Source organism: Mumia sp. zg.B21, from assembly GCF_019550855.1.
Lineage (GTDB): Bacteria > Actinomycetota > Actinomycetes > Propionibacteriales > Nocardioidaceae > Mumia.
Map to the genome: position 1 here is coordinate 742,452 of NZ_JAHWCJ010000004.1, position 14,562 is coordinate 757,013.

The window sequence follows — 14,562 nt, forward strand, 5'->3', positions numbered from 1 at the left end:
ACCCCGGAGCCCGCGTCAGTAGACGAGAGGGCGGACCGGTGGCAGACGATCACGAGCAAACGGCGATGCGGCGCGCGCTCGCCGCCGCCCGAGACGCGGTGCACACGGCGCTGCCCAACCCGCGCGTGGGCTGCGTGATCCTGGACCCGTCCGGAGCCGTCATCGCCGTGGGCGCCCACCGAGGTGCGGGGACGCCGCACGCCGAGGTCGATGCGCTGACGCACGCCGGTGAGGCGGCTCGCGGGGCGACGGTCGTCGTCACGCAGGAGCCGTGCAATCACACCGGCCGCACGGGTCCGTGCTCGGAGGCGCTGATCGCCGCAGGGGTCGTCAGGGTGGTCTACGGGATGGACGACCCGAATCCGATCGGTGCCGGCGGTGCCGATCGGCTCCGTACGGCGGGCGTCGACGTCGAGGGCGGAGTGCTGGCCCACGAGGCTGAGGCGCTGAACACAGCGTGGGCCCACGCCGTACGCACCGGCCGGCCGTTCGTGACCTGGAAGTTCGCCGCGACCCTCGACGGGCGCAGCGCTGCCGCCGACGGCACCAGCCGGTGGATCACCGGGTCGGCCGCGCGTCTGGACGTGCAGCGTCTGCGCAGCGTGTGCGACGCGATCGTCGTCGGCACGGGGACCGTGATCACCGACGACCCGCGACTCACCCTCCGCGACGACGAGGACGCGCCCCTGCCGTACGACGAGCAGCCGGCGCGGGTCGTGATCGGTGAGCGCTCCGTCCCGGCCGACGCGCGAGTCCGCGACGACGAGGCACCGTTCCTGCACCTGCGGACCCGCGACGTCGACGACGCCATGGCTGCGCTCGCCGAGCGGGAGATCCGCCACGTGTGGCTCGAGGGCGGCCCGGTGCTCGCCGGTGCGTTCATCGCTGCTGGACTCGTCGACGAGGTGGTGGCCTACCTCGCACCCGCCCTCCTCGGCGCCGGCCCGAACGCCCTGCGGGGGACCGGCATCGACACGATCGCGGACACCGTACGGCTCGACGTCACCGACATCACCCGAATCGGCCCCGACCTGAGGCTGACCGCCCGCCCTCAGCGGGCCGGATCCACCCGGAAAGTAGGCGCCTGATGTTCACAGGAATCGTCGAGGAGCTCGGCAGCGTCGCCGGCATCGAGGAGCAGGACGACGCGATCCGGCTCACCCTCCGCGGTCCGCTGGTGGTCTCCGACGCCGGCCACGGCGACTCGATCGCCGTCAACGGCTGCTGCCTGACCGTGACCGACCAGGATGCCGACACCTTCACCGTGGACGTGATGAAGGAGTCGCTCGACAAGACCTCGCTCGGTGCGCTGGCGGTCGGCGACCCGGTGAACCTCGAGCGTGCGATGCGAGCCGACGGACGCTTCGGCGGTCACGTGGTCCAGGGACACGTCGACGGTACCGGGACCATCGCGTCGCGGACGGCGAGCGAGCACTGGGAGGTCGTCGCGGTCGCCTATCCCCGCGAGCTCGGTCGCTACCTCGTTCCTAAGGGCTCCGTCACCGTCGACGGCACGTCGCTCACGGTCGTCGACGTCGACGACGAGACCTTCACGATCTCGCTGATCCCGACCACGCTGGCGGCGACGACGCTCGGCACGAAGCAGCCGGGCGACCCGGTGAACCTCGAGGTCGACGTGCTCGCGAAGTACGTCGAGCGTCTGCTCGTCTCTGGCCGCGCGACCGAGGGGGAACCGCGCTCATGAGCGTCCTCATCGACCTCTACGACGCCCACCTGACGATCGGCGGGCACCCGATCGCGTGGCGCGAGATCGCGGGCAACGGGTTCGGGCTGGCGTCCGCGATCGGGGGCATGCGCCGCAAGGTCTGGGCGTGGCCGGTCGGGATCGTCGGCAACGTGCTGCTGTTCACCGTGTTCCTCGGGACCGCGCTCGGCGGCTACGGTGCGCCGCTCTTCGGGCAGGCCGCGCGCCAGGTGTTCTTCGTCGCCGTCTCGGTCTACGGCTGGTACCGCTGGCGGAGCAGCCGGACCGAGCCCGATGCGCCGGCCGTGGTCCCGCGCTGGGCGACCCGCCGCGAGCGGACGGCGTACCTGCTCGCCGGCGCGATCGCCGTCGTCTTCTGCGCGTGGCTGTTCACCCAGATCGGCGCCGGCTGGCCGGCTCCGGGCTGGTACTACGTCGCCGACGCGTGGATCTTCGTCGGCTCCATCCTCGCCACCTTCGCGATGGCCCGAGGGTGGGTGGACTTCTGGCTCGTGTGGATCGCCGTCGACCTGGTCGGCGTCCCCGAGCTCATCTATTTCCAGTACTACCCGTCGGCGGTGCTCTACGCGGTCTACGCGGGCTTCGTCGTCTGGGGCTTCGTGGTGTGGCGGCGGGCGGCACGCGACGAGGCACCGAGGATCGACGACCCGCGAGCGGAGGCGGTGGCATGAGGACTGCGGCGAAGCAGGATCCCGACCCGTACGAGGCGCTGGACGCCGTACGCCTGGACACGGTCGAGCGGGCGGTCGCCGACATCGCGGCCGGCAAGGCGGTCGTGGTCGTGGACGACCCGGGACGCGAGAACGAGGGCGACCTGATCTTCGCGGCCAGCAAGGCGACCCCGGCGCTGATGGGGCTCATGGTCCGCTACTCCAGCGGGTACGTGTGCGCGCCGGTGACCGGCGAGATCCTCGACCGGCTCGGGATCGCGCTGATGACGCCGCACAACCGCGACCGGCTCAAGACGGCGTACACGATCTCCGTCGACGCCCGCGACGGCGTGACCACCGGCATCTCTGCCGCCGACCGGGCACGCACCGTCAGAGTCCTCGCCGACTCCGCGACCGAGCCGCGTGAGCTCGTGCAGCCCGGCCACATCCTTCCGCTGCGCGCCAAGCCCGGCGGCGTCCTGGCGCGAGCCGGGCACACGGAGGCGGCGGTCGACCTCACCCGCCTCGCGGGCCTGACACCTGCCGGTGTCATCGGCGAGCTCATCAACGACGACGGCAGCCTGATGCGGGCGCCGCGCCTGCGGGAGTTCGCCGACGAGCACGACCTGGCGATGATCTCGATCGAGGACCTCATCACCTACCGCCGGCGGCACGAGTCGCAGATGGCGCGGGAGGTCGAGACGCGTCTGCCCACCGAGTTCGGCACGTTCACCGCGTACGGCTACCGCAACGTCGTCGACGGCAACGAGCAGGTCGCGCTGGTCCACGGCGACCTGGGTGACGGGAACGACGTGCTGGTCCGGGTCCACTCCGAGTGCCTGACCGGGGACGTGCTGGGGTCCCAGCGCTGCGACTGCGGCCCGCAGCTGCAGGCGTCGATGGCCGCAGTGACCGAGCACGGTGCCGGCGTCATCGTCTATCTGCGGGGGCACGAGGGACGGGGGATCGGACTGCTCGCCAAGCTGCGGGCGTACGCGCTCCAGGACGACGGTCAGGACACCGTCGACGCCAACCTGGCGCTCGGGCTGCCCATCGACGCCCGGCACTACGCCGACGGAGCGCAGATCCTGCGCGACCTGGGCGTGTCCTCGGTGCGGCTGCTCACCAACAACCCGGACAAGGTCGCGGCGCTGGAGCGCTTCGGGGTCGCCGTCACCGAGCGTGTCCCGCTGGCGATCAACCCGACCGAGGACAACCTGCGCTATCTGCAGACCAAAGCCGAGCGGATGGGACACCACCTTCCGGACCTGGTCGAGATCGAGGAGAAGGCTGCCGACATGGAGGAGAACGCACGATGAGCGGACAGGGGTCGCCCGACCTGAGCAGCGCCGACGGACACGGCCTGAAGATCGCGATCGTCGCGTCGTCGTGGCACACCGTGGTGATGGACGGACTGATCGCCGGCGCGAAGGACGCGCTCTCGGCGATGGGCTGCGCCGAGCCTGTCCTCGTACGGGTTCCCGGCTCGTTCGAGCTCCCACCCGTCGTCCAGGCCTACGCCCGCAGCGGGTACGACGCGGTCGTCGCGCTCGGCGTCGTGATCCGAGGTGGCACGCCGCACTTCGACTACGTCTGCCAGGCCGCGACGGACGGCCTGTCCCGTGTCGCCCTCGAGACCGGGGTCCCGGTCGGGTTCGGCTTGCTGACCTGTGACGACGAGGCGCAGGCGCTGGACCGTGCCGGCCTGCCCCACAGCAGGGAGGACAAGGGTCGGGAGGCGGCGCAGGCAGCCGTCGCGACGGCGCGCGTCCTCGCCTCGGTACGCTAGGCCTCGATGAAGACCTTCGACGCACTCTTCGCCGAGCTGAGCGACAAGGCGGTGAACCGCCCCGAGGGCTCGCGCACCGTCGTCGAGCTCGACGGCGGCGTGCACACGATCGGCAAGAAGCTGGTCGAAGAAGCCGCCGAGTCGTGGATGGCGGCTGAGCACGAGACCCGTGAGCGGACGGCCGAGGAGATCAGCCAGCTGCTCTACCACGTGCAGGTGATGATGCTCGCCAAGGGACTGACGCTGGACGACGTCTACGCGCATCTGTGACGGGCAAGCTGCCACGTCACCCTTGCCCGTGCCTTCGCCTGCAGACGACCGCCGTGCCTCCGGGTCCGGCGAGCACCAGAACCGATCGGGAAGACCGCCATGTTGAGAGTCGCCGTACCCAACAAGGGCTCGCTGTCCGAGTCCGCCGCCCAGATGCTCGTCGAGGCGGGATACCGCCAGCGCCGCAGCACCAGGGACCTCGTCACCCTCGACGTCGACAACGACGTGGAGTTCTTCTACCTCCGTCCGCGTGACATCGCGATCTACGTCGGCGAGGGCACGCTCGACGTCGGAGTCACGGGCCGCGACCTGCTCCTCGACTCCGGGGCGGCAGCCGACGAGGTGGTGTCGTTGGGCTTCGGCGGATCCAGCTTCCACTTCGCAGCACCGCTGGGTCAGCTGCCGAGCCTCGATGCGATCGGCGGTCGCACCATCGCCACCTCGTACCCGGGCATCGTGCGCGCCTGGCTGGAGGAACGAGGACTCGACGCCAAGGTCATCCGCCTCGACGGTGCGGTCGAGTCGTCGGTACGCCTCGGCGTGGCCGACGTGATCGCCGACGTGGTCGAGACCGGTTCGACCCTGCGACAGGCGGGCCTCGAGGTGGTCGGTGAGCCGATCCTCACCTCCGAGGCCGTCGTCATCCGTCCGAAGGACCGCCCGGAGCCGGACGGCTTCGCGGTGTTCGAGCGTCGTCTCCAGGGCGTCCTGGTCGCCCGGTCGTACGTGATGATGGACTACGACATCCGGGTCGAGCAGGTCGAGGCCGCCGTGGCGCTCACCCCCGGGATCGAGTCGCCGACGGTGTCGCCGCTTCATCGCGAAGGGTGGGTCGCGGTCCGTTCGATGGTGCGTCGCGACGCTGCCCAGAAGGTCATGGACGAGCTGTGGACCCTCGGCGCACGCGGCACGCTCGTCACCGACATCCTGGCGTGCCGGCTGTGAGCGGCGAGACGTCCGGCGCGGCGGCTGACGGTCGACGGGTGTTCCGACCTGTCGGACCCCGCGTCGTCGGGATCGTGGCCATCGTGTGCCTGTGGGTGCTGTTCTTCGCGATCGCGCTGACCCTGCCCGCCGAGGTCCGCGCGCAGTTCACCTGGCCGCAGACGGCGACGCTAGCCCTGTTCCTTCTGGCGTTCGACGCCGCGATGTGGGGGATCGGGCGCAGTCGCGTGATCGCCGACAACGACGGGCTGCACGTCCGCAACGGCTATCGGAACCACGACCTCCGGTGGTCGGAGATCGTCGATGTCGCCTACTCGTCCGGTGCCCCGTGGCCCGTGCTGGCGACCCGGGACGACCGGCGCATCATGATGATGGGCATCCCGGCGTCGGACGGCCCGCGGGCACGGGACGCGGTCTGGTACCTGCGCGAGCGGATCCTCGACGCCGGGCGCTGAGCCGCCGACGCTCACGCGAACGCACCGGTGAGGGCGACCTGCGACGGCTACTCGATGCCGTGCCGTCGCAGGATGTCCTCGATCTCGGCGAGGTCGTCGTCCTGCGCCGTGGCGCCGCTCTTCTTCGGGCTGCCCTTCTTCCGGCGCGTGCTCGGCGCGGCCCCCACCGCCGGGGCGTCCCTCGTGGGCGCACCGCCCTCGACGGCACGACTCTTGCCGCGGCCCCGCGACCCCGCGACGATCAACAGCACCGCGACGATCGCGAGGGCGATGCCGAGCCAGACGGAGGGCCGGAAGACGAACCCGGCCGCCCAGTCGGCGACGGCGGACCCGATGCGTACGACGAGCTTGAGCGCCCCTACGAGCCAGAGCGCCCATGGCACCAGCGCCCATCCGACGCGCCGGACCACGGCGGCACGGTCGCCTGCCTTCCACGCCCGCCACGCGAAGAAGACGGCGATCGCGGACAGCAGGGCTGCCCAGGGGAGCAGGGTGACGGCATCGGCGGTCATGCCCCCAGTCTGCCGCACCGACCTCGGAGCAGGCGCGGTCGTGCCCACCGGTTAGCGTGGTGGGTGTGGCATCTCTGGCTGAACCCGCGTTCCCGGGCGACGACGGCTCGGTCGATCCGGGCCTCGCTGCGGCGTTGACGGCGTATGACGCCGAGGGTGACCTCGGGCCTGTCCTGGTCGCCCTCGCCCGCGCCCGGGTGCTGGTCCCGGTCGTCGCCGTACGGGGTGAGACGGCCACCGACGGCGACAAGGAAGCCGACATGGCGACGGTCATGCTCACGGGGGCGGACGGCCGCAAGGGTCTCCTCGCGTTCAGCGCGCTCGAGACCCTCCGGCGCTGGCGCCCCGAGGCGCGTCCGGTGCCGGTGTGGGCCCGCGAGGCGGCACGCGCCGCGCTCGCAGAGGGCGCCACGGCGCTGCTTCTCGACCTCGCCGGGACCGTGCCGGTGGTGGTGGAGACCGACGACCTCGAGCACCTCGCCGCCGGCGACGAGCTGGTCCTGGTCGGCGGCTCGTGGGGCTGGACCCGGCACTCCTAGCCCGACCGGGTCCCTGGCCTCAGCCCGCGGCGCCGGCGACCTTCCACTCGATCTTCTTGTCGTCACGCACACGGATGTCGACCGTCCCGGACACACCCGTCGAGAGCGTGAGGCGGCAGGTGGCGGTGACGCCGGGCTCCCGCTTGAGCGAGCTGGGGCACGTGACGGACTTCACCGTGGTCCCTTCGACCTGGCGCTCGTACCCTGTCCTGATGCGTTGCTCGAGGCGGTCGGCGTCGATCGGCTCGCTCCCGCAGGCGGAGAGCAGGGCGGCTGCGCCGCAGGCGGCCACGACACGCAGGGGGATCCTCACGACTGCTCCTCGGTCATGTCCCGGGGAGGGCCGGGGACGCGCGGAAGCCTAACAAATCTGTCGCAGGCTCTGACCCTGGACGGTGGTGCTCGGCACGATCCCCGTCGGATTTCGGTCGGTTCGGACCGTCTGCTACTGTGGGCCGTCGAAGTGGAGACCACTCCCACCTGGGCGATCTTCGGATCGTCGGGTTCTTCGTCACCGAGACGTCCTCCGGACCGTCGAGGAGACAGCGCGCATCTCATGCGTGGGGACCCTGGCCTTCGCTTCGCAAGCGAAGGCCATTTTTTCGTTCACGGTGGTCGTCGCACGACGAACCGACCGGTACGAACTCAGGAGGACCCATCACCACAGAACTGCGCGTCAACGACCGCATTCGCGCCAACGAGGTGCGTCTCGTCGGACCCAACGGCGAACAGGTCGGCATCGTCCGACTCGACGATGCCCTGCGGCTGGCTCAGGAGTCCGACCTCGACCTGGTCGAGGTCGCTCCGACGGCCCGCCCGCCGGTCTGCCGCCTGATGGACTACGGCAAGTTCAAGTACGAGACCGCCCAGAAGGCACGCGAGTCCCGGCGCAACCAGACGCACACCATCATCAAAGAGATGAAGCTGCGCCCCAAGATCGACCAGCACGACTACGACACCAAGAAGGGTCACGTCGAGCGGTTCCTCAAGCAGGGCGACAAGGTCAAGATCACGATCATGTTCCGCGGTCGCGAGCAGAGCCGGCCCGAGCTCGGCTTCCGTCTCCTCCAGCGCCTCGCCGGCGACATCGAGGAGCTCGGCTTCGTCGAGGCGTCCCCTCGTCAGGACGGCCGCAACATGACGATGGTCGTGGCACCGCACAAGAAGAAGTCCGAAGCCCGTGTGGAGGCCAAGGAGGCGAAGGATCGTCTCGCAGCCGAGCGGGCAGCCGAGCGCGACGCCGACCGAGAGTTCGACAAGGCGCAGCGTGACGCGAGCGAGCAGCCTGTGTCGGCCAAGAAGCCGCGCAAGCGCTCGGAGAACATCGACCCCGACATGGAGGCATGAGATGCCGAAGATGAAGCGCAACTCGGGCATGAAGAAGCGCGTCAAGGTGACGGGCACCGGCAAGCTCGTGCACAAGCACGGCCGTCGTCGTACCCACCTGATGCAGAAGTCCAACACGGCGCGCACCCGCCTCGAGAGCGGCGACCAGCCGATCGCGAAGGCTGACGTCCCCCGCGTGAAGAAGATGCTCGGCCTCTGAGCCGAGACCTCGCACGCCGCACCCGAGTCACACCGAACGAGGAGTAACCCATGGCACGCGTCAAGCGTTCCGTCAACGCAGCCAAGAAGCGCCGCGAGACGCTGGAGCGCGCATCCGGCTACCGCGGACAGCGTTCGCGCCTGTACCGCAAGGCCAAGGAGCAGGTCACCCACTCGCTGGTCTACAGCTACCGTGACCGCCGCGCCAAGAAGGGCGACTTCCGTCGCCTCTGGATCACCCGCATCAACGCCGGTGTCCGTCAGCACGGCCTGACCTACAACCGCTTCATCCAGGGTCTTCGCCTGGCCGGCATCGAGGTCGACCGCAAGATCCTCGCCGACCTGGCGATCAGCGATCCGGGCGCCTTCGCGGCTCTGGTCGAGTCGGCGAAGGCCAGCCTCCCCGACGACGTCAACAAGCCGAAGGACGCCGCGGCCTGATTCAGGCTTCTGCGTACGCAACGTGGCGAGTCCCGAGCACGTCCTCACCCCCCGTACGGGGAGGGTGAAGGCTGCCCGCAGGCTCGCCACGCGGCGTTTCCGGGAGAAGGAGCGGGCCTTCCTCGCCGAGGGGCCGCAGGCCGTCCGCGAGGCGCTCGACGCCGGGACGCGAGAGGCCGGCCAGGTCCGCGAGGTCTACGCGACCCCGGACGTCACCGCCCGCTACCCCGAGCTGGTCGCAGCTGCGGGATCCCGCTGGCAGGTCGTCGACGACCAGGTGGTCGCGGCGATCAGCGAGACGGTGTCGCCGCAGGGCGTGGTCGCGGTCTGTGACTACCTCGACGTCCCGCTCTCCTCGGTGCTCGAGCGTTCCCCGCGCCTGGTCGCGGTCTGCGCGGAGGTTCGCGACCCCGGCAACGCCGGCGCGGTCGTACGGTGCGCGGACGCCGCTGGTGCCGACGCGGTGATCCTGCTGGGCGACTCGGTCGACCCCTACAATCCCAAGGCGGTCCGCGCCAGCGTCGGCAGCCTCTTCCACCTCGACGTGGTGGTGGAGCGCGACACGGCCGCGGCCGTGTCGGCGCTGCAGGCCGTCGGACTCCGAGTCCTCGCCGCAGACGGGGTCGCCGACGTCGATCTCTTCGCCGCCGAGCAGAGCGGCCTGCTCGACGGCCCGACGGCGTGGCTGTTCGGCAACGAGGCTTGGGGGCTGCCCGCCGCCACCCGCGCGCTCGCCGACACGGTCGTCGCGGTGCCGATCTTCGGCCGCGCCGAGAGCCTCAACCTGGCCACCGCCGCCGCGGTCTGCCTGTACGCCTCCGCCCGCGCCGGTCGTACGACCCCGGCCGAGGGACGGCGGCCATGATCGACGTCGACCTGCTTCCCGACGGGGTCGTGCTCGCCGACGCCGACGGCACGGTGTTCCGTGTCAACGCGGCGGCGTCCCGGATGCTCCAGCGCAGCGCCGAGGAGCTGATCGGGCTCCACCTCTCCGACGCCCTCCCGCTCGACGACCTGGCCGGCAACTGCTGGTTCGACTGCATGCGCCCCTACACCGGGCTGTCGACGCGCACCCGGCTCTCGGAGTCCAGCTGGCACACCCAGTCCGGGGTCGAGATCCTCGTGACCGCGACGCTCCACCGCGACGCCCCGCGCCAGCCCGTCCGCGAGGTCGTCGTGTGCCTGCGCACCGCGAAGGCACGAGCCCACCGTGACCGCGCACGATCCGACCTCGTCGCGACGGTGGCCCACGAGCTGCGCTCGCCGTTGACCGGCGTCAAGGGGTTCACGGCCACGCTCCTCAACAACTGGGACCGCTTCTCAGACGAGCAGCGTCAGCTGATGCTCGAGACCGTCGACTCCGACGCCGACCGCCTCTCGCGTCTGATCACCGACCTTCTCGACGCCGCACGGATCGACTCCGGGCGGCTCACGCTGCGCCCGCAGCCGGTCGACCTGGCCGAGGAGACACGACGGATCCTGGAGAACGTCGCGGCCGGGAGCGGCCTCACGCTCGAGGTGACCGCCGACGAGGACCTGCCCAAGGTGTGGGTCGACCCCGACCGGTTCGCGCAGGTCGTGACCAACCTGGTGGAGAACGCCCAGCGGCACGGGATGGGTGTCCGAGAGATCGTCGTGAGGCGCCCGTCGCGCTTCCCCGACGGAGTGGCGTTCGAGATCTTCGACTTCGGACCCGGGATCCCCGAGGAGATCCGCGCGCGGATGTTCACCCGCTTCTGGCGCTCGGGCGACCGGGGCGGCACGGGCCTCGGCCTCTACATCGTCAAGGGCGTGGTCGACGCCCACGGGGGCGAGATCGAGGTCTGCGACGGTGACAAGGGAGGCGCGTGCGTGGGGGTCTGGTTCCCCGAGAACGTGCCCGAGGTGCTCCGCGACGGCCCGCGGGGATAACGGGTTCGACAACCTCCCTAGACTTGACCAGACGGGACGACGCAGGAGCCGAGGACGTGTTCGGTGCCGCGCGAGCAGCGCCGGGGCCGACGTCCCGTGCCGAAGAAAGGTGACCATGTCCGGACCCAACAGCGACTACGACCCGGTCGAGGTCTCGCCGCTGCAGCCTGAGGAGGTCGCGGCGATGCGTGACGCGGCTCTCGCTGCGGTCGCGGCCGCAGACTCGCTCGAGGCGCTCAAGCAGGTGCGCCTCGACCACGCCGGAGACCGTTCGCCGCTGGCGCTCGCCAACCGCGAGATCGGCGCGCTCCCGCCGCAGGCCCGCAAGGACGCCGGCATGCGTGTCGGCCAGGCCCGCAAGGCCCTCGCGGAGGCGATCGCCGAGCGTACGGCCGTGCTCGAGGTCGAGGCCGAGGCGCGCATGCTCGCCGAGGAGACGGTCGACGTCACGCTGCCGACCGACCGAGAGCCCGTCGGTGCGCGTCACCCGTTGACGACCATCCAGGAGCGCGTCGCCGACATCTTCGTGGCGATGGGCTGGGAGGTTGCCGAGGGACCCGAGGTCGAGGCCGAGTGGCTCAACTTCGACGCGCTCAACCTGGGACCGGACCACCCCGCTCGTACGATGCAGGACACGTTCTGGGTCGCCCCGCACAAGGCCGCGATGGTGCTGCGCACGCACACCTCGCCCGTGCAGGCGCGGACCATGCTCACCCGGAAGCCGCCGATCTACGTCGTGGTGCCGGGGCGGGTCTTCCGCACCGACGAGCTCGACGCCACGCACTCGCCGGTGTTCCACCAGGTCGAGGGCCTCGCGATCGACGAGGGTCTGTCGATGGCCCACCTCAAGGGCACCCTCGACCACTTCGCGCAGGCGATCTACGGCGAGGGCATGACGACGCGGTTCCGTCCTTCCTACTTCCCGTTCACCGAGCCGAGCGCCGAGATGGACCTGCTCTGCTACGTCTGCCACAACGATCCCGCCACGGTCGCCGACTGCCGGACGTGCAAGGGCGAGGGCTGGGTCGAGTGGGGCGGCTGCGGCGTCGTGAACCCGCGGGTGCTGATCGCCAACGGCGTGGACCCCGAGCGCTACACCGGCTTCGCCTTCGGGATCGGGCTCGACCGGACGATCACCGGCCGGTACGACATCGCCGACCTGCGCGACCTGTTCGACGGAGACGTCCGGTTCACCGAACCGTTCGGAGTGGAGATCTGATGCGCGTCCCAGTCTCGTGGCTGAGGGAGTACGCCGACCTGCCGATCGACCTGAGCACTGCCGCACTGGCCGACCGGCTCACCATGCTCGACCTCAAGCTCGAGGAGATCGACGCCGTCGGCGCCGACATCTCGGGTCCGATCGTCGTCGGTCGGGTGCTGTCGGCCGAGCCCGAGCCGCAGAAGAACGGCAAGACGATCAACTGGTGCTCGGTCGACGTCGGCCCGGACCACAACGCCGCCGACGGCGCGCCCCGTGGCATCGTCTGCGGCGCCCACAACTTCGGTCCCGGTGACCTGGTCGTCGTCGCCCTCCCGGGGTCGGTGCTGCCCGGACCGTTCGCGATCAGCTCGCGCAAGACGTACGGCCACGTCTCGGACGGCATGATCTGCTCGGGTGCCGAGCTGGGGACGGCGGGTGACCCCGACGGGATCATCGTGCTGCCCGAGGGTTCCGCCGAGGTCGGTGACGACGCGATCGCGCTGCTCGGCCTCCGCGAGGACGTGCTCGACCTGGAGGTCAACCCCGACCGTGCGTACGCGCTGTCGTTGCGTGGCGTCGCCCGTGACGCCGCGATGGGCTACGAGGTCGGCTTCCGCGACCCGGCGGCGATCGAGGTCCCGAGCGACGGGTCCGACGCGTACCCGGTCGTCGTCGAGGACCCGCTCGCCTGTCCGGTCTTCGTCACCCGGACGGTCACGGGTTTCGACCCGACGCGGCCCACCCCTCGCTGGATGGCACGCCGGCTGGAGCTGATGGGCATGCGTCCCATCTCGCTGGCGGTCGACGTCACCAACTACGTCATGCTCGAGCTGGGTCAGCCGATCCACGGCTACGACCGCAGCGCGTTGACGGGTCCGATCACCGTGCGCCGCGGACGTCCGGGGGAGAAGGTCACGACCCTCGACGACGTGGTGCGCGACGTGACGCCGGACGACCTGTTGATCACCGACGACTCCGGCCCGATCGGTCTGGCCGGGGTGATGGGTGGTCAGACGACAGAGCTCGCTGCCGGCACGACGGACATCGTCATCGAGGCGGCGCACTTCGACCCCCCGACGATCGCGCGCACGGCCCGGCTGCAGCGCCTCGGCAGCGAGGCGTCCCGTCGGTTCGAGCGCGGGGTCGACCCGGCACTGCCGCCGTACGCCGCCCAGCGGGTGGCCGAGCTGCTCGTGGAGCACGGCGGAGGTCGGATCTCCGACGGCCTCACATCGGTCGGGACGCCGCCTGCAGCGCCCCAGATCTCGCTCGCCGACGATCTTCCGGCCCGGATCTCCGGTGTCGACGTCGATGCCGAGACGGCGGTGCGTGCCCTAGAGGCCAACGCGTGCACGGTCGAGCACGAGGCGGGCACCCTCCACGTCGTGCCACCCTCGTGGCGCCTGGACCTCACCGACCCGTACGACGTCGTGGAGGAGGTGCTGCGCTACGTGGGCTATGACAAGGTCCCGTCCGTGCTGCCGCACGCCCCGGCCGGCCGCGGGCTGAGCACCCAGCAGCGTCTGCGACGGCGTGCTGGGCTGGTGCTCGCCGGAGCCGGTTACGTCGAGGTCAAGACGTTCCCGTTCGCGGGGCCTGCTGACTTCGACCAGCTCGGCATCCCCGAGGACGATCCTCGGCGCGACCAGGTCCTCCTCGAGAACCCGCTCTCCGCGGAGGAGCCCGGCCTGACGACCACCCTGATGACGGGCGCCATGAAGGCCCTCGCCCTCAACGTCGGGCGCGGGCACGACGACGTGGCGATCTTCGAGACCGGCCGCGTCTTCCTGCCCAAGGAGTCCGCACCGGAGGCCCCGGTCTACGGCGTCGACCGGGCGCCGAGCGCGGAGGAGTACGCCGCCTTCGACGAGGCTCTGCCCGACCAGCCTCTGCACCTGGTGCTGGCGGCGACCGGTCGTCGCGAGCGGGCCGGCTGGTGGGGGGACGGCCGTCGCGTGCAGTGGGCCGACGCCGTCGAGGCCGTCCGCCGCGTGGCGTCCGCGGTGCACGTCGACCTGGCGGTCGGCGGCGGTGAGGTGCCTGCGCCATGGCACCCCGGCCGTACGGCTGTCCTGCGCGTCGACGGTGCGCCGGTCGGGTTCGCCGGGGAGCTGCACCCCCGTGTCTGTCGCGCCTACGGCGTCCCGGCCCGCACCGTCGCGGCCGAGGTCGATCTCGACGCGATCCTGGGTGCGGCGCCGGAGCTCGGCCCGCGGCCCTCCTTCTCGACGTATCCCGTCGCCAAGGAGGACGTGGCCCTCGTCGTCGCGGAGTCCGTCCCCAGCCAGGACGTGGCCGACGCCCTCCTCGAGGGTGGCGGCGACCTGGTGGAGTCGGTGCGACTCTTCGACGTCTACACCGGCGAGCAGGTGCCCGCGGGGCACAAGTCCCTGGCCTTCGCGCTGCGGATGCGGGCGCCCGAGCGCACGCTGACCGAGGCCGAGACGGCGACCGTACGAGACGCGGCCGTTGCCCGCGCCGGCGAGGTCACCGGAGCGGTTCAGCGCACCTGACGGGAGAGGGGTGGGGCCGGACGACTGGCACCACCCCCACCCCGCCTTGCAGGACCTTGCAGTCG

The 14,562-nt window shown here is 71.0% G+C and carries 18 protein-coding genes; 16 read left to right on the forward strand and 2 right to left on the reverse strand.

All coding sequences use genetic code 11. The features are described from left to right. Positions 1–65 precede the first annotated feature (65 nt). The 8 genes from ribD to KV100_RS20290 all read left to right on the forward strand — a co-directional run bounded on the left by ribD (position 66) and on the right by KV100_RS20290 (position 5,835). Positions 66–1,088, forward strand: a complete 1,023-nt coding sequence (gene ribD, locus KV100_RS18805; protein WP_220344758.1) for a bifunctional diaminohydroxyphosphoribosylaminopyrimidine deaminase/5-amino-6-(5-phosphoribosylamino)uracil reductase RibD — start codon at positions 66–68, stop codon at positions 1,086–1,088. After that, complete coding sequence (locus tag KV100_RS18810; protein WP_220344660.1) at positions 1,088–1,705, forward strand: riboflavin synthase; 618 nt, start codon at positions 1,088–1,090, stop codon at positions 1,703–1,705. Before ribD ends, KV100_RS18810 begins: the two co-directional genes overlap by 1 nt. Further along, positions 1,702–2,397 carry a nicotinamide riboside transporter PnuC gene (gene pnuC / locus KV100_RS18815; RefSeq protein ID WP_220344661.1) on the forward strand — a complete coding sequence of 232 codons (696 nt, stop codon included), beginning with the start codon at positions 1,702–1,704 and terminating at the stop codon, positions 2,395–2,397. Before KV100_RS18810 ends, pnuC begins: the two co-directional genes overlap by 4 nt. Then, complete coding sequence (locus tag KV100_RS18820) at positions 2,394–3,695, forward strand: bifunctional 3,4-dihydroxy-2-butanone-4-phosphate synthase/GTP cyclohydrolase II (protein WP_220344662.1); 1,302 nt, start codon at positions 2,394–2,396, stop codon at positions 3,693–3,695. The genes pnuC and KV100_RS18820 overlap by 4 nt, the downstream gene beginning before the upstream one ends. Beyond that, the gene (gene ribH, locus KV100_RS18825; protein ID WP_220344663.1) at positions 3,692–4,165 is read left to right on the forward strand and encodes a 6,7-dimethyl-8-ribityllumazine synthase; all 474 of its coding nucleotides are present in this window, start codon (positions 3,692–3,694) and stop codon (positions 4,163–4,165) included. The genes KV100_RS18820 and ribH overlap by 4 nt, the downstream gene beginning before the upstream one ends. Before the next feature lie 6 nt (positions 4,166–4,171). Further along, entirely contained in the window at positions 4,172–4,435 is a 264-nt protein-coding gene (locus KV100_RS18830) for a phosphoribosyl-ATP diphosphatase (protein ID WP_220344664.1), read from the forward strand. A gap of 99 nt (positions 4,436–4,534) precedes the next feature. Then, positions 4,535–5,380, forward strand: a complete 846-nt coding sequence (gene hisG, locus KV100_RS18835; RefSeq protein ID WP_220344665.1) for an ATP phosphoribosyltransferase — start codon at positions 4,535–4,537, stop codon at positions 5,378–5,380. 38 nt (positions 5,381–5,418) lie between these two features. Next, positions 5,419–5,835 (forward strand): PH domain-containing protein, encoded by a 417-nt coding sequence (locus KV100_RS20290; RefSeq protein WP_220344666.1) that lies wholly within the window; start codon positions 5,419–5,421, stop codon positions 5,833–5,835. Between the two features lie 47 nt (positions 5,836–5,882). Here the strand turns inward: KV100_RS20290 and KV100_RS18845 are convergent, their stop codons facing one another. Continuing rightward, positions 5,883–6,347 (reverse strand): hypothetical protein, encoded by a 465-nt coding sequence (locus KV100_RS18845; RefSeq protein WP_220344667.1) that lies wholly within the window; start codon positions 6,345–6,347, stop codon positions 5,883–5,885. A 65-nt stretch (positions 6,348–6,412) separates the two neighbouring features. Between KV100_RS18845 and KV100_RS18850 the strand changes: the two genes are divergently transcribed. Then, positions 6,413–6,886 carry an SseB family protein gene (locus tag KV100_RS18850; protein WP_308291482.1) on the forward strand — a complete coding sequence of 158 codons (474 nt, stop codon included), beginning with the start codon at positions 6,413–6,415 and terminating at the stop codon, positions 6,884–6,886. Between the two features lie 19 nt (positions 6,887–6,905). On the opposite strand, the gene KV100_RS18855 is transcribed toward KV100_RS18850, so the two are convergent. Next, positions 6,906–7,199 (reverse strand): DUF4333 domain-containing protein, encoded by a 294-nt coding sequence (locus KV100_RS18855; RefSeq protein WP_220344669.1) that lies wholly within the window; start codon positions 7,197–7,199, stop codon positions 6,906–6,908. Between the two features lie 389 nt (positions 7,200–7,588). Here KV100_RS18855 and infC point away from each other — a divergent pair, with 389 nt between their 5' ends. From infC to pheT, 7 genes are all read left to right on the forward strand, one after another. Beyond that, positions 7,589–8,233, forward strand: a complete 645-nt coding sequence (gene infC, locus KV100_RS18860) for a translation initiation factor IF-3 (RefSeq protein WP_374106984.1) — start codon at positions 7,589–7,591, stop codon at positions 8,231–8,233. 10 nt (positions 8,234–8,243) lie between these two features. Beyond that, positions 8,244–8,432 carry a 50S ribosomal protein L35 gene (locus tag KV100_RS18865; RefSeq protein ID WP_255559395.1) on the forward strand — a complete coding sequence of 63 codons (189 nt, stop codon included), beginning with the start codon at positions 8,244–8,246 and terminating at the stop codon, positions 8,430–8,432. A 50-nt stretch (positions 8,433–8,482) separates the two neighbouring features. Continuing rightward, positions 8,483–8,872: a 50S ribosomal protein L20 gene (rplT, locus tag KV100_RS18870; protein WP_220344671.1), complete on the forward strand. Its 390-nt coding sequence runs from the start codon at positions 8,483–8,485 to the stop codon at positions 8,870–8,872. Between the two features lie 22 nt (positions 8,873–8,894). Further along, complete coding sequence (locus KV100_RS18875; protein ID WP_220344672.1) at positions 8,895–9,737, forward strand: RNA methyltransferase; 843 nt, start codon at positions 8,895–8,897, stop codon at positions 9,735–9,737. After that, on the forward strand, positions 9,734–10,783 hold the full coding sequence (locus KV100_RS18880) for an ATP-binding protein (protein ID WP_220344673.1): 1,050 nt from the start codon (positions 9,734–9,736) through the stop codon (positions 10,781–10,783). The genes KV100_RS18875 and KV100_RS18880 overlap by 4 nt, the downstream gene beginning before the upstream one ends. A gap of 115 nt (positions 10,784–10,898) precedes the next feature. Then, positions 10,899–12,002: a phenylalanine--tRNA ligase subunit alpha gene (gene pheS, locus KV100_RS18885; RefSeq protein ID WP_220344674.1), complete on the forward strand. Its 1,104-nt coding sequence runs from the start codon at positions 10,899–10,901 to the stop codon at positions 12,000–12,002. Continuing rightward, positions 12,002–14,497: a phenylalanine--tRNA ligase subunit beta gene (pheT, locus tag KV100_RS18890; RefSeq protein ID WP_220344675.1), complete on the forward strand. Its 2,496-nt coding sequence runs from the start codon at positions 12,002–12,004 to the stop codon at positions 14,495–14,497. The genes pheS and pheT overlap by 1 nt, the downstream gene beginning before the upstream one ends. Positions 14,498–14,562 lie beyond the last annotated feature (65 nt).